Origin of the sequence: Paenibacillus sp. TAB_01 (assembly GCF_043945595.1) — a bacterium.
In the GTDB taxonomy this organism is placed as follows: Bacteria; Bacillota; Bacilli; order Paenibacillales; family NBRC-103111; genus Paenibacillus_S.
The window spans coordinates 4990019-5005339 of sequence record NZ_JBIFNP010000001.1 but is presented as its reverse complement, the minus strand read 5'-3'; the positions used below and the strand labels follow the sequence as shown (position 1 = coordinate 5005339).

General features: G+C 56.3%; 12 protein-coding genes and 1 pseudogene. 5 read left to right on the top strand and 8 right to left on the bottom strand.

What is annotated here, in order from left to right; genetic code table 11:
• The first annotated feature begins 38 nt into the window (after positions 1-38).
• The gene (locus tag ACHHV8_RS24320) at positions 39-3131 is read left to right on the top strand and encodes a leucine-rich repeat domain-containing protein (protein ID WP_395162005.1); all 3093 of its coding nucleotides are present in this window, start codon (positions 39-41) and stop codon (positions 3129-3131) included.
• Between the two features lie 162 nt (positions 3132-3293).
• On the opposite strand, the gene ACHHV8_RS24315 is transcribed toward ACHHV8_RS24320, so the two are convergent.
• Entirely contained in the window at positions 3294-4448 is a 1155-nt protein-coding gene (locus ACHHV8_RS24315) for a THUMP domain-containing class I SAM-dependent RNA methyltransferase (RefSeq protein ID WP_395162004.1), read from the bottom strand.
• Positions 4449-4575: 127 nt separating this feature from the next.
• Between ACHHV8_RS24315 and ACHHV8_RS24310 the strand changes: the two genes are divergently transcribed.
• On the top strand, positions 4576-5211 hold the full coding sequence (locus ACHHV8_RS24310) for an O-methyltransferase (protein WP_395162003.1): 636 nt from the start codon (positions 4576-4578) through the stop codon (positions 5209-5211).
• Positions 5212-5354: 143 nt separating this feature from the next.
• Here the strand turns inward: ACHHV8_RS24310 and ACHHV8_RS24305 are convergent, their stop codons facing one another.
• From ACHHV8_RS24305 to ACHHV8_RS24285, 5 genes and pseudogenes are all read right to left on the bottom strand, one after another.
• Positions 5355-6572: an MFS transporter gene (locus tag ACHHV8_RS24305; RefSeq protein WP_395162002.1), complete on the bottom strand. Its 1218-nt coding sequence runs from the start codon at positions 6570-6572 to the stop codon at positions 5355-5357.
• A 35-nt stretch (positions 6573-6607) separates the two neighbouring features.
• Positions 6608-7363 (bottom strand): metallophosphoesterase family protein, encoded by a 756-nt coding sequence (locus ACHHV8_RS24300; RefSeq protein WP_395162001.1) that lies wholly within the window; start codon positions 7361-7363, stop codon positions 6608-6610.
• A 158-nt stretch (positions 7364-7521) separates the two neighbouring features.
• Positions 7522-8491: pseudogene (locus tag ACHHV8_RS24295) on the bottom strand (ABC transporter ATP-binding protein).
• A gap of 181 nt (positions 8492-8672) precedes the next feature.
• Positions 8673-9464: an ABC transporter permease gene (locus tag ACHHV8_RS24290; RefSeq protein ID WP_395162000.1), complete on the bottom strand. Its 792-nt coding sequence runs from the start codon at positions 9462-9464 to the stop codon at positions 8673-8675.
• A complete protein-coding gene (locus tag ACHHV8_RS24285; protein ID WP_395161999.1) occupies positions 9461-10240 on the bottom strand; it encodes an ABC transporter permease in 780 nt (259 codons plus the stop codon). Before ACHHV8_RS24285 ends, ACHHV8_RS24290 begins: the two co-directional genes overlap by 4 nt.
• 234 nt (positions 10241-10474) lie before the next feature.
• Here ACHHV8_RS24285 and ACHHV8_RS24280 point away from each other — a divergent pair, with 234 nt between their 5' ends.
• Positions 10475-10657 (top strand): hypothetical protein, encoded by a 183-nt coding sequence (locus ACHHV8_RS24280; protein WP_395161998.1) that lies wholly within the window; start codon positions 10475-10477, stop codon positions 10655-10657.
• 321 nt (positions 10658-10978) lie between these two features.
• On the top strand, positions 10979-12403 hold the full coding sequence (locus tag ACHHV8_RS24275) for a CapA family protein (protein WP_395161997.1): 1425 nt from the start codon (positions 10979-10981) through the stop codon (positions 12401-12403).
• A 177-nt stretch (positions 12404-12580) separates the two neighbouring features.
• Here the strand turns inward: ACHHV8_RS24275 and ACHHV8_RS24270 are convergent, their stop codons facing one another.
• Entirely contained in the window at positions 12581-13300 is a 720-nt protein-coding gene (locus ACHHV8_RS24270) for a glycoside hydrolase family 2 TIM barrel-domain containing protein (protein ID WP_395161996.1), read from the bottom strand.
• Positions 13210-14304: a glycoside hydrolase family 2 protein gene (locus ACHHV8_RS24265; protein ID WP_395161995.1), complete on the bottom strand. Its 1095-nt coding sequence runs from the start codon at positions 14302-14304 to the stop codon at positions 13210-13212. Before ACHHV8_RS24265 ends, ACHHV8_RS24270 begins: the two co-directional genes overlap by 91 nt.
• Positions 14305-14445: 141 nt before the next feature.
• On the opposite strand from ACHHV8_RS24265, the gene ACHHV8_RS24260 reads away from it, so the two are divergent.
• On the top strand, positions 14446-15318 hold the full coding sequence (locus tag ACHHV8_RS24260; RefSeq protein ID WP_395161994.1) for an AraC family transcriptional regulator: 873 nt from the start codon (positions 14446-14448) through the stop codon (positions 15316-15318).
• Positions 15319-15321 lie beyond the last annotated feature (3 nt).

Here is a 15321-nt window from a genome sequence, read left to right as displayed (position 1 = left end):
CAGAGGTTATGCCTACGTACATAGAACAGGAGACCTATATGGACAAACGACAACGACCTTCCCTCGCTTTACAAGCAATTATTCTTTCCGCGCTGCTTGCCGCTCCGATAAGCGCCGTGATCCCTGCTTCCGTGCAGGCGGAGAGCTTGCAGTTAGTGCCCGATACCCAGCTGGAGACAGCGATTCGAAAGCAATTGAAGAAGCCGGCGGGCGAGCTGACTCCCGAGGATCTGGAGCGGATGAGCACCCTGGTTTGGATCGGAACCAAGGGCAAGAACGGCATCGGCGAATTGACCGGTTTGCAGTATGCCTCGGCATTGAGCAAGCTGATCCTGCGAAACAATCAAATCACGGATGTATATCCTCTCAGCGGGCTGAAGAAGCTTACAGCGCTCGACCTGACCGGCAACCGGATCGAAGATATCCGGACGCTGAGCGAACTGCCGAGGCTGCATATGTTATTTCTCGACGGAAATCCGGTTCATGACCCGAAGGGCTTATGGCAGCTGACCGGGCTGGAGCAGCTGTTTATTTCGCAGGCAGGCATCACGGATTTGTCCGGGATAGAAGGAATGGAGAAGCTGAAAGTGCTCGACTTGTCCTCCAATCCGCTTCAGGAGCTGGGAGGCTTATCCAAGCTGACCGGGCTGGAGCATTTGTTTCTCAACCAGACAGGGTTGACGGAGATCGGGGCGCTTCGTTCCATGACAGGCTTGAAGACGCTCTATTTAAAAAATAATCAAATCTCCGATTTAACGGCTTTAACCGCTCTTCCCCGGCTTCGCGAGGTTTATTTGGAAGGCAACCCGCTGACACCGGCTGCGGCCGATGTCCTTAGAGAGCTGCAGGGAAGGGGAGTCGAGATCAGCTATGATACCGACAAGCTGCCGGGCTTTGAGCTGCCGATTACGGTCTCTGTCGACGATGAGAGAATCCGCTTCGAGCAGCCTCCGCTGAATGAGGAGGGAACGGTGCTCGTGCCTTTCCGGCCTGTTTTTGAGAAGCTTGGGCTTCAGATTGCCTGGGATGAACAGAAGCAGCAGGTGACAGGGAAGAAGGAAGGCTTGGAAATCGTTCTTTCGATTGGAGCAAACGAGGCTCTGGTCAACGGAACCCCAGTACAGCTGAGCGCAGCTCCGAGCTTAAGGGAAGGGACAACCTTCGTGCCGCTTCGTTTTGTAGGCGAGGCTTCACAGAAGCAGGTGTACTGGAACAAGGAGAAGCTCGCCGTTTACCTGGTGACGCCTGTGACGGACGGGATCGGGAAAGCTTACGATGCGTCGGGAAGCTTGCTTTACGCGGGGAGCTTCCGCAACGGCAAATATGACGGACAGGGCACTTCTTATAACCTGAACGGAGATGTGGAATATGAAGGCGGCTGGAAAAACGGCAGCAAGGAAGGCCGCGGCAAGCTGTACGATCTGCAGGGCAGGCTCCTGCAAGCAGGTCAGTTCTCCCATAACGTACTGGAAGGCTTCGGCAAAATCTATTGGGCGGACGGGAGCAAATGGTCCGGCAGCGTGAAGAACGGCAAGCCGAACGGGCCTGGCAAGCTGTACGACGCCGAGGGACGGTTGTTTTACGCCGGCGAAGTGGCGGATAATGCCCTTCAGGGCCACGGCACCGTATATTATGCCGAAGGCGGTTCTTATACCGGCGAATTTGTACAAGGGGTCAGCTCCGGCAGGGGAGAGGTCCGCTATGCCAACGGCGAGCGGTTCGAAGGCACAGTGAAGGATGACGAGATGGTCGAGGGCAAATATTATTTGGATTCCTCGTATTTATGGTTTGAGGGAACCTTCAAGCACAACGATTTCGCTGAAGGGACGATGTATTTCTCCAACGGCTCCACTTATACGGGGAGCTTCGTGAACAATGAATTCGATCGGGGCGTCTTTAAGGACCGCGGCGGCCAAGTCCTTCATCCGGCTGAGAACGGGAGCGGCGTACGGTTCTTTTCCAATGGTCAATGGTATGAGGGAGAAGTCCGATCCGGACAGCCGAACGGCAAGGGAACTTATTATCTCGAAGGCAAGAGCCGGATCAAGGGGAACTTTGCCAACGGGAAGCTGGATGGCGAAATCAAGATGTATAACGATGAAGGAACGCTTGTATTTGAAGGTGCCTATGCGAACGATGAGCGGAACGGCTACGGCAAGGAGTACAATTTCGAAGGCAAGCTTCAATTCGATGGGGAATACGTAGACGGCAAACGAAGCGGCGAAGGGAAAACGTACGACTGGGAAGGGAAGCTGACCTATGAAGGCGGATTGCTCCAAGGGATGCGCGAAGGCCGCGGAACGGTCTATTCGGACGGCAGGATCGTCTATGAAGGAGGCTTTAGCCAATCCCGTTATGACGGGCAGGGCAAGCTGATCTTTGCCAACGGAGATACGTATACGGGGACGTTTAAGGACGGCGATTATGCCGATAAGGCCAAAGGCGTATTCGCCGATCGCGAAGGCAAGCCGGTAACGAACGGGGTACAGCAGGGCAAAGGGGTGTATCGACAGGCCGACGGGTCGGTATATCAGGGCGAATTCAAAGACGGAATTATAGAAGGACAGGGCGAGACCTACGGCCTGGACGGCAAGCTGGAGCACCGTGGAACGTACCATGAAGGAAAAGCGAGCGGCTTCGGTCAGTTATTTTCTGCCGACGGTCAAGTATGGTATGACGGACAATTCCAGGACGGCTATCCGAACGGTCAGGGCAAATCTTTCTTCGATAACGGGCAGCCGGATTATGCGGGAGCGTTCGAATACGGCAACTGGAATGGGAAAGGGAAGGAATTTACGAAGACGGGCCGCCTGCTTTATGAAGGGGATTTTCAAGACGGATACTACAACGGGCAAGGTACCTTGTATTATCCCGACGGCATCGTCTACAAAGGCACGTTCGAATATGGAAGCTTGACCGACGAAGGAGAATTTACCGACAGCATGGGTGCGCCCGTAGAGGTGAACCAGACGTTCAACGGAACCGGCAAGCTGTATTTCGGCTGGGGCACGCGTTATGAGGGAGAGCTTGTGGACGGACAGCCTCAGGGCCGGGGCAAGCTCTATGATACGGACGGCAAGCTGGAATTCGAAGGCGAATTTAAGAACGGAAGTAAAGTGGACAAGAAATAACCTGCCTATTATTTATAAAAATAGACGCCTCCATCCCCACTTTAATCGTGGTTTTGGAGGCGTCTTGCCCGGCATAGCTCCGCCGGTTCTGCCCTTTGGGCTCAGCTTACTTCATTTGTCCGGCTCCGCGCCATGAAAGTTTGGGCATCGGCAGCCAGCGGATCAGCTTTGCGGTTCCCGCGGCGGACGGGGCGGCAGCGGTCCGAGGTACTGAAACAGATTGCACTCGATCCGGCCGTTGAACAGCTTCCGCTTCTTATCGGCCTTGCGTCCCATATAGTGCTCCAGCTGGCGGCTGGGGCTTAAGATGAACGTCGACCAGTTCGGCAGCTGCGCCGTAATGCTGCCCAGCTGGCGCAGCACACGCTCGGCTTCCTCGTGATCGCCGAGCCGTTCGCCGTACGGTGGGTTGGTGATCACGACGCCGTAATCGCCGCGCGGCCGGGCCTTGGCCACCGGCAGCACCTGCAGGCGCAGCTCCTTCGCCAGCCCGGCCGCCTTGGCGGCGGCCAGCGCGACATCGATAGCCTCGCTGTCGATGTCGGAGCCGGTGATCTCGAGCGGCACGTCATCCCGCACGAGATCGAAGGCCTCATCCCGCGCCTCGCTCCAGAGGCGCTCCGGCACGACCGGCCACGCCTCGGCGGCGAAGGTGCGCCGCAGGCCCGGCGCCAGGTTCCAGCCGATCATCGCGGCCTCGATCGGAATCGTACCCGACCCGCAGAACGGGTCGTACAGCGGGCGTTCCGCCCGCCAGCGGCTCAGCAGCACCATCGCTGCCGCCATCGTCTCGCGAAGCGGGGCTTCCGTTGCCAGCTTCCGGTATCCCCGCTTGTGCAGCCCGACGCCCGTCGTATCGAGCGTCAAGGTTGCGATGTCGTTCAGCATCGCAACCTCAATAACGTAGCGCGCGCCCGTTTCCCGGAACCATTCGGTGCCGTAGCGCAGCTTCATGCTCTCGACGATCGCTTTCTTTACGATCCCCTGGCAGGCCGGCACACTGGACAGCTGGGATTTATGGGAGCGGCCCTCCACGGGAAACTCCGCGTCCTCGGGAATCCAGTCCGGCCAAGGCAGCGCCTTGGTTCCTTCGAACAGCTCGTCGAAGGTGAGCGCTTCGAACTGCCCCATTTTGACGAGCACGCGCTCCGCGGTGCGCAGCCACAGATTGGCGCGGCAGATGGCCATTTCGTCGCCGATGAACAGCACGCGTCCGTTTTCGACGGTAACCCGGTCATAGCCGAGCTCCCGCACCTCCCGGGCTACAACAGCCTCCAATCCCATAGGACAAGTGGCGATTAATTCAATTTCCTGCATCAAGTTTCACTCCATATTTCAAACTAACGTTTGCAAGCGTTATGTTGAAGTCTTTTTGGAAAAGCCATACAATAGTCTAGTATAGGATAAACCTTCGGTTTATACAAATGATTCGGGAGGAATGGCAATGACGCAGCCATCGGCGGAGGAATATGTAGAGTCCTTATTGGAGCGGGATGCCCAGTTGGAGAAAGTGAAGGAAGTCATTCGTGCGAAAGGCATGCCCGACATTTCGGTCGCGGCGGGCTACGGCAAGCTGCTGACGCTGCTGACGAAAATGACCGGGGCGAAACGCGTGCTGGAAATCGGAGCGCTCGGCGGCTACAGCGGCATCTGTCTGGCACGCGGCCTCGGCGAAGAAGGAATGCTCGTTTCGCTGGAGCTGAAGCAGGATTATGCCGATGTCGCGCTCGATAACCTGCGGGAGGCCGGTCTGGGAGAGAAGGTCGAATACCGGGTAGGCGAGGCGCTGGACAGCTTGAAGCAGCTGGAGAACGAGGGCTGTAAGTTCGACCTGTTCTTCATCGATGCGGACAAGGGCAATTACCCGAATTACCTCGAATGGGCGATTCGGCTGGGGAACCCCGGCGCGGTTATCGTAGGAGACAATACACTGCTGCACGGCGATATTATGGACCCGGGCGCGCAAGGCAACCGTGTCGTCAAAATGCGCCTGTTCAATGAGCTGATGACAAGCGATCCCCGGCTGGAGGGCGTTATTCTGCCTGCTTATGACGGCTTGGCGATTGCCCGTATCCGTTAGGCAGGCGGGCTCGGGCGAAGCTTCCGGATATAAAAAGCACAACCACCGATTCTGTGACCCGACGGCCGATACGCCGATTTCTGGGAGCACAGGAATGGTGGTTGTTTTTTTGCGATAGCGTCTTCGGCACCGTTATCGCCGGTCTATCCGGCAGGGCGGCCCTCCGGGCGCCCGCTGCGGTGCAGCAGCGACTTGCGCACCCAGAGCATGTTGGCGAACAGCAGCACGGCGGCCATCAGGAACAGCCCGCGGATACCGATCCAGCTGGACAGCGTGCCGCCGATGACGGGACCCATCATGTTGCCCAGCGCCAGCGCGCTCGTGTTGAAGCTGTAGGATCGGCTTTCCATGCCATTGGGCGTATAGGTGCGGATCAGCATTTGTACGCTGGGCAGCATGCCGCCCATAAAGATACCAAGCATGAAGCGCGCGGCGAGCAGCTGCCATATGTTGGTGACGAGCGCCTGCGGAATGAACGAAACGGCAGCCCCCAGGAGACAGACGGCAAGAATTTTCACCGGGCCGATCCGGTCGCTTAATTTGCCGAGAATCGGCGAGGCGATCATATTCGAGAAGCCGGTGACCGAGCCGACCAGTCCGGCAAAAAACGCGAGCATTTCCCCTTTGCCGTGCAAATCCTGCACGAAGAGAGGGATGAGCGCCATCGAGCTGAGCATCGAGAACTGGATGACGAACGTGACCGCGTACAGACTCGGCAGCTCCTTCGTTTTTTTCAGCTCCCGGAAGCTGTCCAGGGTAGATACCTTCGGCTTGTTCTGAGCCGCCGCCGCATCGAATTTCTCTTTGACGAGAAACGTTGCGAGCAGAGAAGCGCAGAACAGCAGGGCTCCGGTAATGTAAAAGATCGAGCGGAAACCGATCCACTCGGCGAGCAGCCCGCCGATAAACGGTCCGAGAATCGAGCCGGCCACGCCTCCCGATTGGAGGGTGCCCATGGCGAAGCCGATTTTTTCCCTTGGCGTATTGGTGGACATCAGCGCTACGGCGGCCGGCATAAAGCCGGAGATGATGCCGTTTAGGACGCGCAGCAGCAGCAGATGCAGCGGGTCGCTGGCAAAGCCCATCAGCGTCATGACGAGCGCCATGCCGAAGCCCGAGCGCAGCAGCATGACTTTCCTGCCGTAGCGGTCCGCCAAGCTGCCCCACAAGGGCTGAAACAGGAAGGAAGTCACGAAATTGCCTGCAAAAATAACGCTGGACCACATGGCGACCTGGTGCGTATCGGTCACGCCCATCTCCTGTATGTACAAGGGTAAAAACGGAATGATCATCGTCATGCCGCCCATGACCAGAAACTGCCCCAGCCAAAGCACGGTCAAATTAATTTGCCATCTTGCCAAACCATCCTCCTCCTTTCCTGCCTGTCCGGCGGTGTTTATTGCTCAAGACCGGTCCGTATTTCGTAGCGGAAACGTTCCAGATTCGGCAGCCCGACCTGCTCGGCGACCGCTATTACCTGCTCGACGTCATAAGGAACCCGCACGAGCTGGATGGCAAACGGCTCACCTGCCCCGCCGTCGGGCTTTCCTTCGACAATCGCGTAGGAGGCGTGGGGAATCCCGTCATACGGCGCTCCGACGCTTCCTGCATTGAACAGCAGGAGCCCTTTGCCTTCCTTGGTTTTGAGGGTCTGAACAAACGGAAGATGAATGTCTCCGTAGCCGACGATATCAGGCTGCCGCCCTTCCCCTTCACCGGAAGGATAGCCGGTCATGTCCGTGTGCTGGAACAGGCCGAGCCTTTCTTTCTTCGGGGCTTTGCGGGGAACCCTATGGTACACGCTTTTGGCGGAGGCGTGAAACAGACGCAGCCAGCGGCCGCTCAGATGGAGGTCGAGAGAGAAGGGCAGCTCTTTTAAAAACTGCAGCCGTTCCTCGCCGAGCCGGGCCTGCTGCCATTGTCCGGTTTCTTTATCCTGGGGATCGTTGATGCCCAAATCCCAATTCCCTTGAACCGTTACCTCGCACCATTCCCGGATGCGGTCCACCACCTCGGCGGGCTGAGGCCCTTTTCCTACCAGATCGCCCAAGCAAATAACCTTTTGGATCCGGCGCTTGCGGATGTCTTTAATCACCGCTTCCAGGGCGGGCAAATTCCCGTGGATATCGGATAGGATTGCCACTTTTGCCATTGTCCATCACTCCTTTGGTTAAGCCCGTCGAATTAGCTTTAGGCCGATCGGCTCATTGCTTTTATTCTATTATAAAGTTTTTTAACGCAAAGGGACACACGTGCAACCAGAAGGTCCATGAAAAAATCACCGTACCGAGCTCGGAATTCTCCTTCCGCTTAATAAATACGATGAATGATCTCTTCGAAGTCGGGTTCCTCCATATGGACGTCGTCAATTGCGCCCCACTGCTCGACTTGACGCAGCACCTCCATCGCTTGAATGGTTTTGCGGTTGCAGCGGACGGTCATCGAGGAGCTGCCGCGCTCTACGATATCAAAGCCGCCCCGCCACTCGGCCGGGATATGCACCTCGCCGGCAAAGCTGATCTTCATCCGCGTCGGCAGCCCGATCCGCTCCCGCAGGACGTCGATCGTTCCGTCATAAGCCAGCTGCCCGTGATTGATCACCATGACGCGCTCGCACAGCTGCTCGATATCGTCCATGTCGTGCGTGGTGAGCAACACGGTTTTGCCCAGATCGCGGTTCAACGATTTCAGCAGGCCGCGGATCGCCTTCTTGGCAACAATGTCCAGTCCGATCGTCGGCTCGTCGAGAAACAAAATGTCCGGGTTATGCAGCATAGCCGCCGCCAGGTCGGCTCTCATCCGCTGGCCCAGCGACAGCTTCCGGACCGGCGTCCGGATGAACTCATCCAGCTGCAGCAGGTCGCTGAGCCCGGTCAGCGTCCGCTTGTGCTGCTGCGGATCGATATTGTACATGGCGGCGAGAATATCGAAGGAGTCCTGCACGGGCAAATCCCACCACAGCTGGCTCCGCTGTCCGAAAACGACGCCCAGCTTGCGGACGACCTGACGCCTCGCCTGATGAGGGCTGACACCGTCGATCAGCACTTGTCCCGCGGAGGGATGAAGAATTCCTGTCAGCATTTTGATCGTTGTCGATTTGCCGGCCCCGTTCGGGCCGATATAGCCGACGAATTCACCGCGGTCTACGCGGAAGCTGATGTCGCGGACCGGCTTGTTTTTCGTGATGCCTGCCCGTCAGGAAGGCTTGAATTTTGTCCCACCGCCCTATACCGGCCTGCGGAATACGAAAGCTTTTGGAAAGCTGGTTAACTTCTATCATATGGCTGCGCTCCTTTGCCGAATGCAGGCGTGCGGGCATGAGCCGGAAGAGCTGCAGCTGTGCCGTCCGCCTGCATGGCTGTCATTTTTCTTGAAAGATGTGCTTCGAGTCGATTCGGTCGATCCTGTCGAGCCCGCGCGACTGTGCCGTTCACTGTCCGTGCCCTAAACTGTCTGTGCCTTTAGCTGCCTGTGCTCTGATACCGGCTCATTCCGAGCCTCCAGAACAACAGCATCAGACCCAGGAAGCATGCCGCGAACAATGCGACAGCCGGCAGCAGCCACCAGCCGAAGCCGTCCCGCAGCACATAAAGGGCAGGGAGGTAGTTGGCGATGCCAACGGGAATCAGGGTCAGCAGAATACCGCGCAGCCATCCGGGATAAAGGCTCAGCGGATACTGGACGGCGGTGCGCGCCGCATCCTCGGTCAGGTTCTGCAAATCGCTGACCCGGGTGATCCAGAAGCCGAAGGTGGCGGTGCCGAGCCCGATGGCGAACAGAATGACCGAGCCCAGCGCGATAACGGCTATCGTCTGCGGAATCGCCCACCAGTCGATCTGTCCCGACCGCAGCATCGCTTGCATACTGAGCGTCAGGACGATCCCTCCTTGAATGTATTCGCCGAACATGATGCGGAAATTTTGCGACATGAGCGCAAGCAGCAGGGGAACGGGACGGACGAGCAGCTGGTCGAGATCGCCCGAAACCAGATATTTTTCCAGATGGTGCACATCGCTGGCGAAGCTCCGGTATATGGCTTTGGACAGCATGATTGTCGCGTACAAGTAACCGATTTCATAAAGCGACCAGCCCTTCAGGCTGCCGAACTTCCACAAAATAATGGAAATCAGCAGGAAATCCATGAGGTTCACGATCGCGGCGAGCAGGGTGGACAGCCAGAAATTGAACTTGTACTGCATTCGGCTGCGGACGCTGGCTTTGACCAGCAGCGCGTACATCCGGATCGTATTCATCCGCCCTGCACCTCCAGTTTTTTTCTTACGACGGACGTAGCGGCAAGACAGAGCGCGGTGAGCAGAATGCACCACAGCAGCGAGACGGATAATACGGCTGAGGCCTGCGTGAGCCCCAGATAAATTTTGGAAGGGAAATACTGCATATAGGGATAGAACGAAAGCCTGCTGACGGTTTGGAGCCAGCCGGGCAGCCAATCCACCGGAATGAGAAAGCCGGACAAAACGGTAGATATGGCGTTATGAACCCAGAACAGCCAATTCGATTCCGTCGTCCACAGAGCGGTCACGCCGATCAAATAATTGATGCAAATGTTCATATACGCCGCCATCGTAAGCGCTGCGGCAGTCCCGAGCCAGGTGACGGCGCTCGTAGGGACCGGCAGATGAAGCGTTATAATATAAAGGATATAAATAGGCAAAGATTTGTAGAGAAGCTGGTATCCGATCTGTCCCCACTCCCGGCACATCAGGTGATAAAACAAATGGACGGGGCGCATCAGGTCGAGCGAGATTTGCCCGGTACGTACCGAGCGCTCGATGCCGAGGCCGTTGGTGATGAATAGGGTGATCCAAAGGCACACCTGATTGAAAGCGACGTAGTGGATGACATTATCCAGCGTGTAGCCGTCTCCGCCGGCCGGCTGGCCGATCCCTTTCCAAATCGACACGTAAATAAGACCGAAGGCTGCGCTCGCGGCTGTATTGATAATGTGCGAAGCCCGGTATTGCATGTTGCGTTGATACGCTTTTTTAATTAATACGGGAAACAGCATGGATACCTCCTGTAATTTTCTATGCCAGCGGGTACTGGCGAGGACAAGCAAAGCGGCGCCATGCTCCGGTGCCAGTCATTCAGCGAAGAGAGCTGCGAGACGGAGTGTGACGCTTTACGTACGGGTGAAGATCGGTGTGAAAAAGCTGCCTGAAGGATCGTACAGGGAGTTATCGTCTGCAGGGTCGACAAAACGAGCAGAGCCTGTTGTCCGGTCCTGCCAGGTGTTTGATGCTTGGCGTTTACGCTGCTTAGCCGTACGGTAGCGGCCATTTTATTCGATAGGGTGGTTCTGATATCCTGCTGGTGGCGGTTCCTGCGGCTGGCGGCATGCAAAACTGCTGCATTGTTTCCTGCAGCGCATCGGCACCTGCTGGTAACGGCAGCGGTGCGGTTCAATCCGGCTGAAATGTGGTGAGTAACATAAGAGTGAAGCTGTTGTTAAGCGGCAGCTTTGAGAGGATGTAGCGTAGAGTAAAATGAGAGACGAGGAGAATCATATCAAAAACTGGATGGGTTTGGCAACCTTTATTTTTGCCACTATTGATTCATGACCTGTCCGACAACTTTTGATATAATAGAGTCGAAAATAGGGTTGTTTTGCCAGGAAATCTGCAGGTCAGGACATCAAATTGGATCAAATCAGGTAAAGGAGTAGGTCATCATAGAATCCCGATCAAAAAGGCATCAGAAGGTCAAAGTCAACCGGAACAAGCGAAATACTTGGATAACTATAGGTGTGCTCAGCCTGCTGACGATTGCTTCCTTCTCTTATTTGATGAATTGGCTGTCCCGTCAGGACGCGCCTCAACAGGCCGAGGAGCAGCAAGCGGGCACGGTATCGCAGCAAGCGGCCAGCCCGCCAGCCGGCACAGTCTCGCAACCAGCGGTCCCGCCGGCGGCAGATGTACATACAGCGGAAACGAAGGATACCGGAGGAACGCCGAGCGAGGCGGCAATCCAGGGACCTCAGCTGCCTGCACCGTCCGTGGGCGGCGGCAAAGCGGGAACGGTGAAGCTTTCTTTCATCGGCGACATTATGTTCGCCAGCAAGGTGGAGGATTTGCTGAAGAAGAACGGATGGGAATACCCGTATCAATACGTAGCGGACGATTTGAAGAAGGCGGATATTACGATGGCGAACCTGGAGACGCCGCTGACGGCACAGGGGAAAGCGCAATCCAAGGATTACGTGTACCGCTCTTCTCCCGAAGCTCTGCCCGCTCTTCAAGCGGCCGGCATTGATCTGGTCACCGGGGCGAACAACCATATTATGGATTACGGGGAAACCGGACTTTTGGATACGCTGGACAGCTTGGATAATGCGGGGCTGAAGCGGGTTGGGATGGGACGCAATTTCGAGGAGGCCTTCAAGCCGGTGATTATGGAGCATAACGGCGTGAAGATCGCTTTTTTCGGCTTCAGCCGCGTCGTTCCCGATACGTCCTGGTTTGCCACGGTGAATAAGCCTGGCGTTGCGGGAACCTACGTGCCCGATCAGGCGTTAAAAGCGATTGCCGAAGCGCGGGAGCAAGCCGACCTTGTCGTCGTCTTCGCCCACTGGGGAGTGGAAAGACAAGACAGCCCGGTCAAGGAACAAACCGAGCTGGCCCATCAATATATCGATCAGGGAGCGGACCTGGTCGTTGCCAGCCATCCGCACGTCGTTCAAGGCTTCGAGCAGTATAAGGGCAAATGGATAGCCTACAGCTTGGGCAATTTTATTTTTACAACGAACGAAGACGCCAATACATGGGACAGCATGATTCTCAATGCGGAATGCACGAAAGAGCGGACATGCGATCTGCAGATGGTTCCGATCTTGACCAAGTGGGCGCAGCCGGTAAAAATGACGGAAGAGGATGGCGCGAAGCTGTTCGATAAGATGGGGCGCATTTCGATCAATGCCCGTGTGGACACGGACGGCAAAGTGATTCAGGAGGAGAAGGCGAAAGCGCCTGCCCCTCCTGTGGTGAAGAAGGCGGCAGAGACCAAGAAGACGAGCGGAGTTACCTCCGAAGGCGGTGCCAAGAGCGGCGCCTCGACTAATGGAGCGGCCACCAAGAGCACGCCGGCTTCGGGGACGAAGAAGGAAGGAAGCGCATCCTCGTCGTCTGCCAAATCCACGTCAACGACTCAGACGAAGAAAAAGACCGAGCCTTAAGAGGGAGAGGCAGCAAGCACAGCCTTTCTTTTCCATAAAATCAAAAGGGACAGCCGGAGGCGTCTCTCCTTTCTTAAAGGAGGAGAACGCTTATGGCTGTCCCTTTCAGCTTCCCAGAGGCCATCTTGAACCCGTTTAACGTTTATGGTTTATTGGTTACCATTTATCGTTTATTGCTTACCCTTTCTCAGGCGCGCCCGATTTATAAATGTCCCGCACGACGCGGTAAGCCTGTTTCGGCTTGCGGTACTCGTTAAGCAGGCCTTTGTTGTTAAAGCTTCTTGCCCGGTCGCGGAAGCTGTTCCGCTGGCTTTGCAGATCGGCGCGCACATCGGCGAACTGCCAAATGTACGTGCCTCCGATTTTCGGATCGCTGCGGAAGATTCGCAGCGCTTCCGTCAGGACATGCGCCTGGTAATCCTCGCTGAATAAGCGCGGCTCCCAGCCGGTATCCCCGTAAATGCCCGCTGCGCCGAATTCGGTCATGAGAATCGGCTTGTCGCCGGCTCCGACGGATTCCGCATAGGCGTGAAACTGCTTCAGCATCTCCTGGAAGCCTTCTACTTTGCCCTCGTACCAGCCGTGGTATTTGTTGATGCCGATGACGTCGAACAACGGCAGCAGCACGTCTTTTAAAGGATGCATGGTGGCATAGGTCACCAATCGCGAGCTGTCCTTGCCGCGTACCAGCTCAACCATTGGGAGCGTCAGATCCAATGCTTCCTGGCAGGTCGTATCGATTTCATTATGAACCGACCAGAAGACGATGCTCGGATGATGGATGTCGCGTTCGATCATTTCATCGATCATCTGCATCGCCCGCTGGCGGAAGAGGGCGTCGGTGGTGACTTCCTTCGGCATATGGGCGCCCCACATGGGGATTTCGCTCCAGTACACGATGCCGTGCTCATCCAGCAGATCGATCCAATAAGGGCTTTGCGGGTAGTGGGCCCGCGGACCGTGTTGCACCCAAGCTCCTTGATCAGGTCCAGATCCTTCTTCATCAGCTTCGGTGGAAAAGCAAATCCCCACTCCGGATGCTCCTCGTGACGGTTCACCCCCTGCAAATAAAGCGGCTCGCCGTTTATGCAGATGCGGCGCTCCTTCACTTCGATATGCCGGAAGCCGATCCGGTCGTATCGGTCATCTGTGTCTGTGACGGCGCCGATCAGGTACAGCTCTGCTTGCCCAGGCTGCCATAGGCGGACGTCCGTCCATGTCTGGCGCACCTCCGCCGTCACCGTCTGTCCCGCAGGAACGGTCAGCGTCTCCTGGTGGAAGACCTGCCCGTCCGCCTGCAGATTCAGCGGCACGCTGCGATCCGCATCGCCGAGCGAGCGCAGCCGGACGGTGACGTTAACGTCCGCATGACTCCGCGCGTCGTTTAACGTGTAGTCGACCCGGAGCTTGTCGATGAAGATGTCCGGGAGATACTGGAGCTCCACCGGACGCATGATGCCGCCGTAATGAAACCAATCGACGAGGTCGATCGGGATCGTCTGCCGGGTCAAGGTGCTGTCGGTACGCACAATCAGCTCATGCGTGCCTGCCGCCGCCCGGGATACGATAAATTCAAAAGGCGAGTAGCCGCCGTAATGGTAGCCGAGATGCGTTCCGTCCAAATACACATCCGCATGTCCCAGCACTGCATGGAAAATAAGCCGCAAATGCTCCGGCTGCGCAAGCTCGAACGTTGTCCGGTACCAGGCGACCCCTTCATAGTCGTATAAGCCGAATTCATTGTTCCAGCAAGCGGGAACGAAGACGTTCGTTTGGGGGACGGGAAACTGCTTGTACCACTGCTCCTGTCCGCCGATATTACCCGGATCGGTAATAAAATCCCATTGGCCGCCAAGCTCCCGGGTTTGGCGAATTCGATGCTCGGCAAAAGTTCTGATCATATGTTATTCCTCCTGCAATAAGCTGTTCATTGTTAGGTATTTCCTTAGAATCTATGCAAATTTTATCACTGATGCCGGGCGGCGAGAATGGAGAAAAGAAGCTTGAAGCTTGTATAAAACGCTTCTATGGGCGTATAGTGATTGTACACGGCCGCGAAGAAAGGCATGGTGAACATGTACGATATCAACAGGCTTCATCTGCACATACGCTGGGTGCTGGACAAGCGGACGGCCCCCGGCTGGAGGGATAAACGGAACAATACCGGTGAGCACACCTTTTACTGGATTCATGAAGGCAAAGGCACCTTTTATACCGACCAGGGACATCCGGTACAAGGGGGAATGCTGGCGTATATGAGACCTGGCCTGCAAATGGACATGTGCTCGGACGAGCAGTACCCGCTGCAAATGACGATGATTTTGTTTGACTGCGCGGAGGTCGGATATGATGAGGGCTGGACGGCTGTCGCTCCAGTAACCCAGCTGGAGCTGCCTTTTCTGAGGGCTTTCAGCCCGGATCAAAGCAAGGAGCTCGGACTGCTGTTTCGCGACATGTACCGCAGCTGGGTTCCCGGCGTCCAAGGCGGAGCTTTGCTGACGCAGGCCAAGCTGCTGACGCTGCTGCACAAGCTGCACGTACCATCGGGAACGGAGACGGGCGCCGGGGCGGAATCGGCGGGTCTGGCTTTGGCGCTGGAGCGGGTGAAGCAGTATTTGGAGACCTCCTACGATTCCGATTTTACGATTCACGAGCTGGCGGAGCAGTTCGGCATTTCCGTTTCCTATTTGCGCAAAAGGTTCCGTCAAGCTGTAGGGATGAGCCCGAAGCATTACCACAGCCATATCCGCAATGAGCATGCGCGGCATTATTTGATGTATTCCAGCCTGACCATCAAGGAGATCGCCAAAGTATGCGGATACTTGGAGGAATACCATTTCAGCAAGTCATTTAAGCGGATGAACGGTGTTTCACCTAGCGGTTTCCGATTGCAATACATGAAATATAAAGATTGAGAT

Excerpts from the sequence above, each read along its gene's own strand:
- ACHHV8_RS24320 (WP_395162005.1), top strand. The coding sequence starts at position 39 with ATGGACAAACGACAACGACCTTCCCTCGCTTTACAAGCAATTATTCTT.
- ACHHV8_RS24285 (WP_395161999.1), bottom strand. The coding sequence starts at position 10,240 with ATGCTGTTTCCCGTATTAATTAAAAAAGCGTATCAACGCAACATGCAA.
- ACHHV8_RS24315 (WP_395162004.1), bottom strand. The coding sequence starts at position 4,448 with ATGCAGGAAATTGAATTAATCGCCACTTGTCCTATGGGATTGGAGGCT.
- ACHHV8_RS24310 (WP_395162003.1), top strand. The coding sequence starts at position 4,576 with ATGACGCAGCCATCGGCGGAGGAATATGTAGAGTCCTTATTGGAGCGG.
- ACHHV8_RS24265 (WP_395161995.1), bottom strand. The coding sequence starts at position 14,304 with ATGATCAGAACTTTTGCCGAGCATCGAATTCGCCAAACCCGGGAGCTT.
- ACHHV8_RS24290 (WP_395162000.1), bottom strand. The coding sequence starts at position 9,464 with ATGAATACGATCCGGATGTACGCGCTGCTGGTCAAAGCCAGCGTCCGC.
- ACHHV8_RS24300 (WP_395162001.1), bottom strand. The coding sequence starts at position 7,363 with ATGGCAAAAGTGGCAATCCTATCCGATATCCACGGGAATTTGCCCGCC.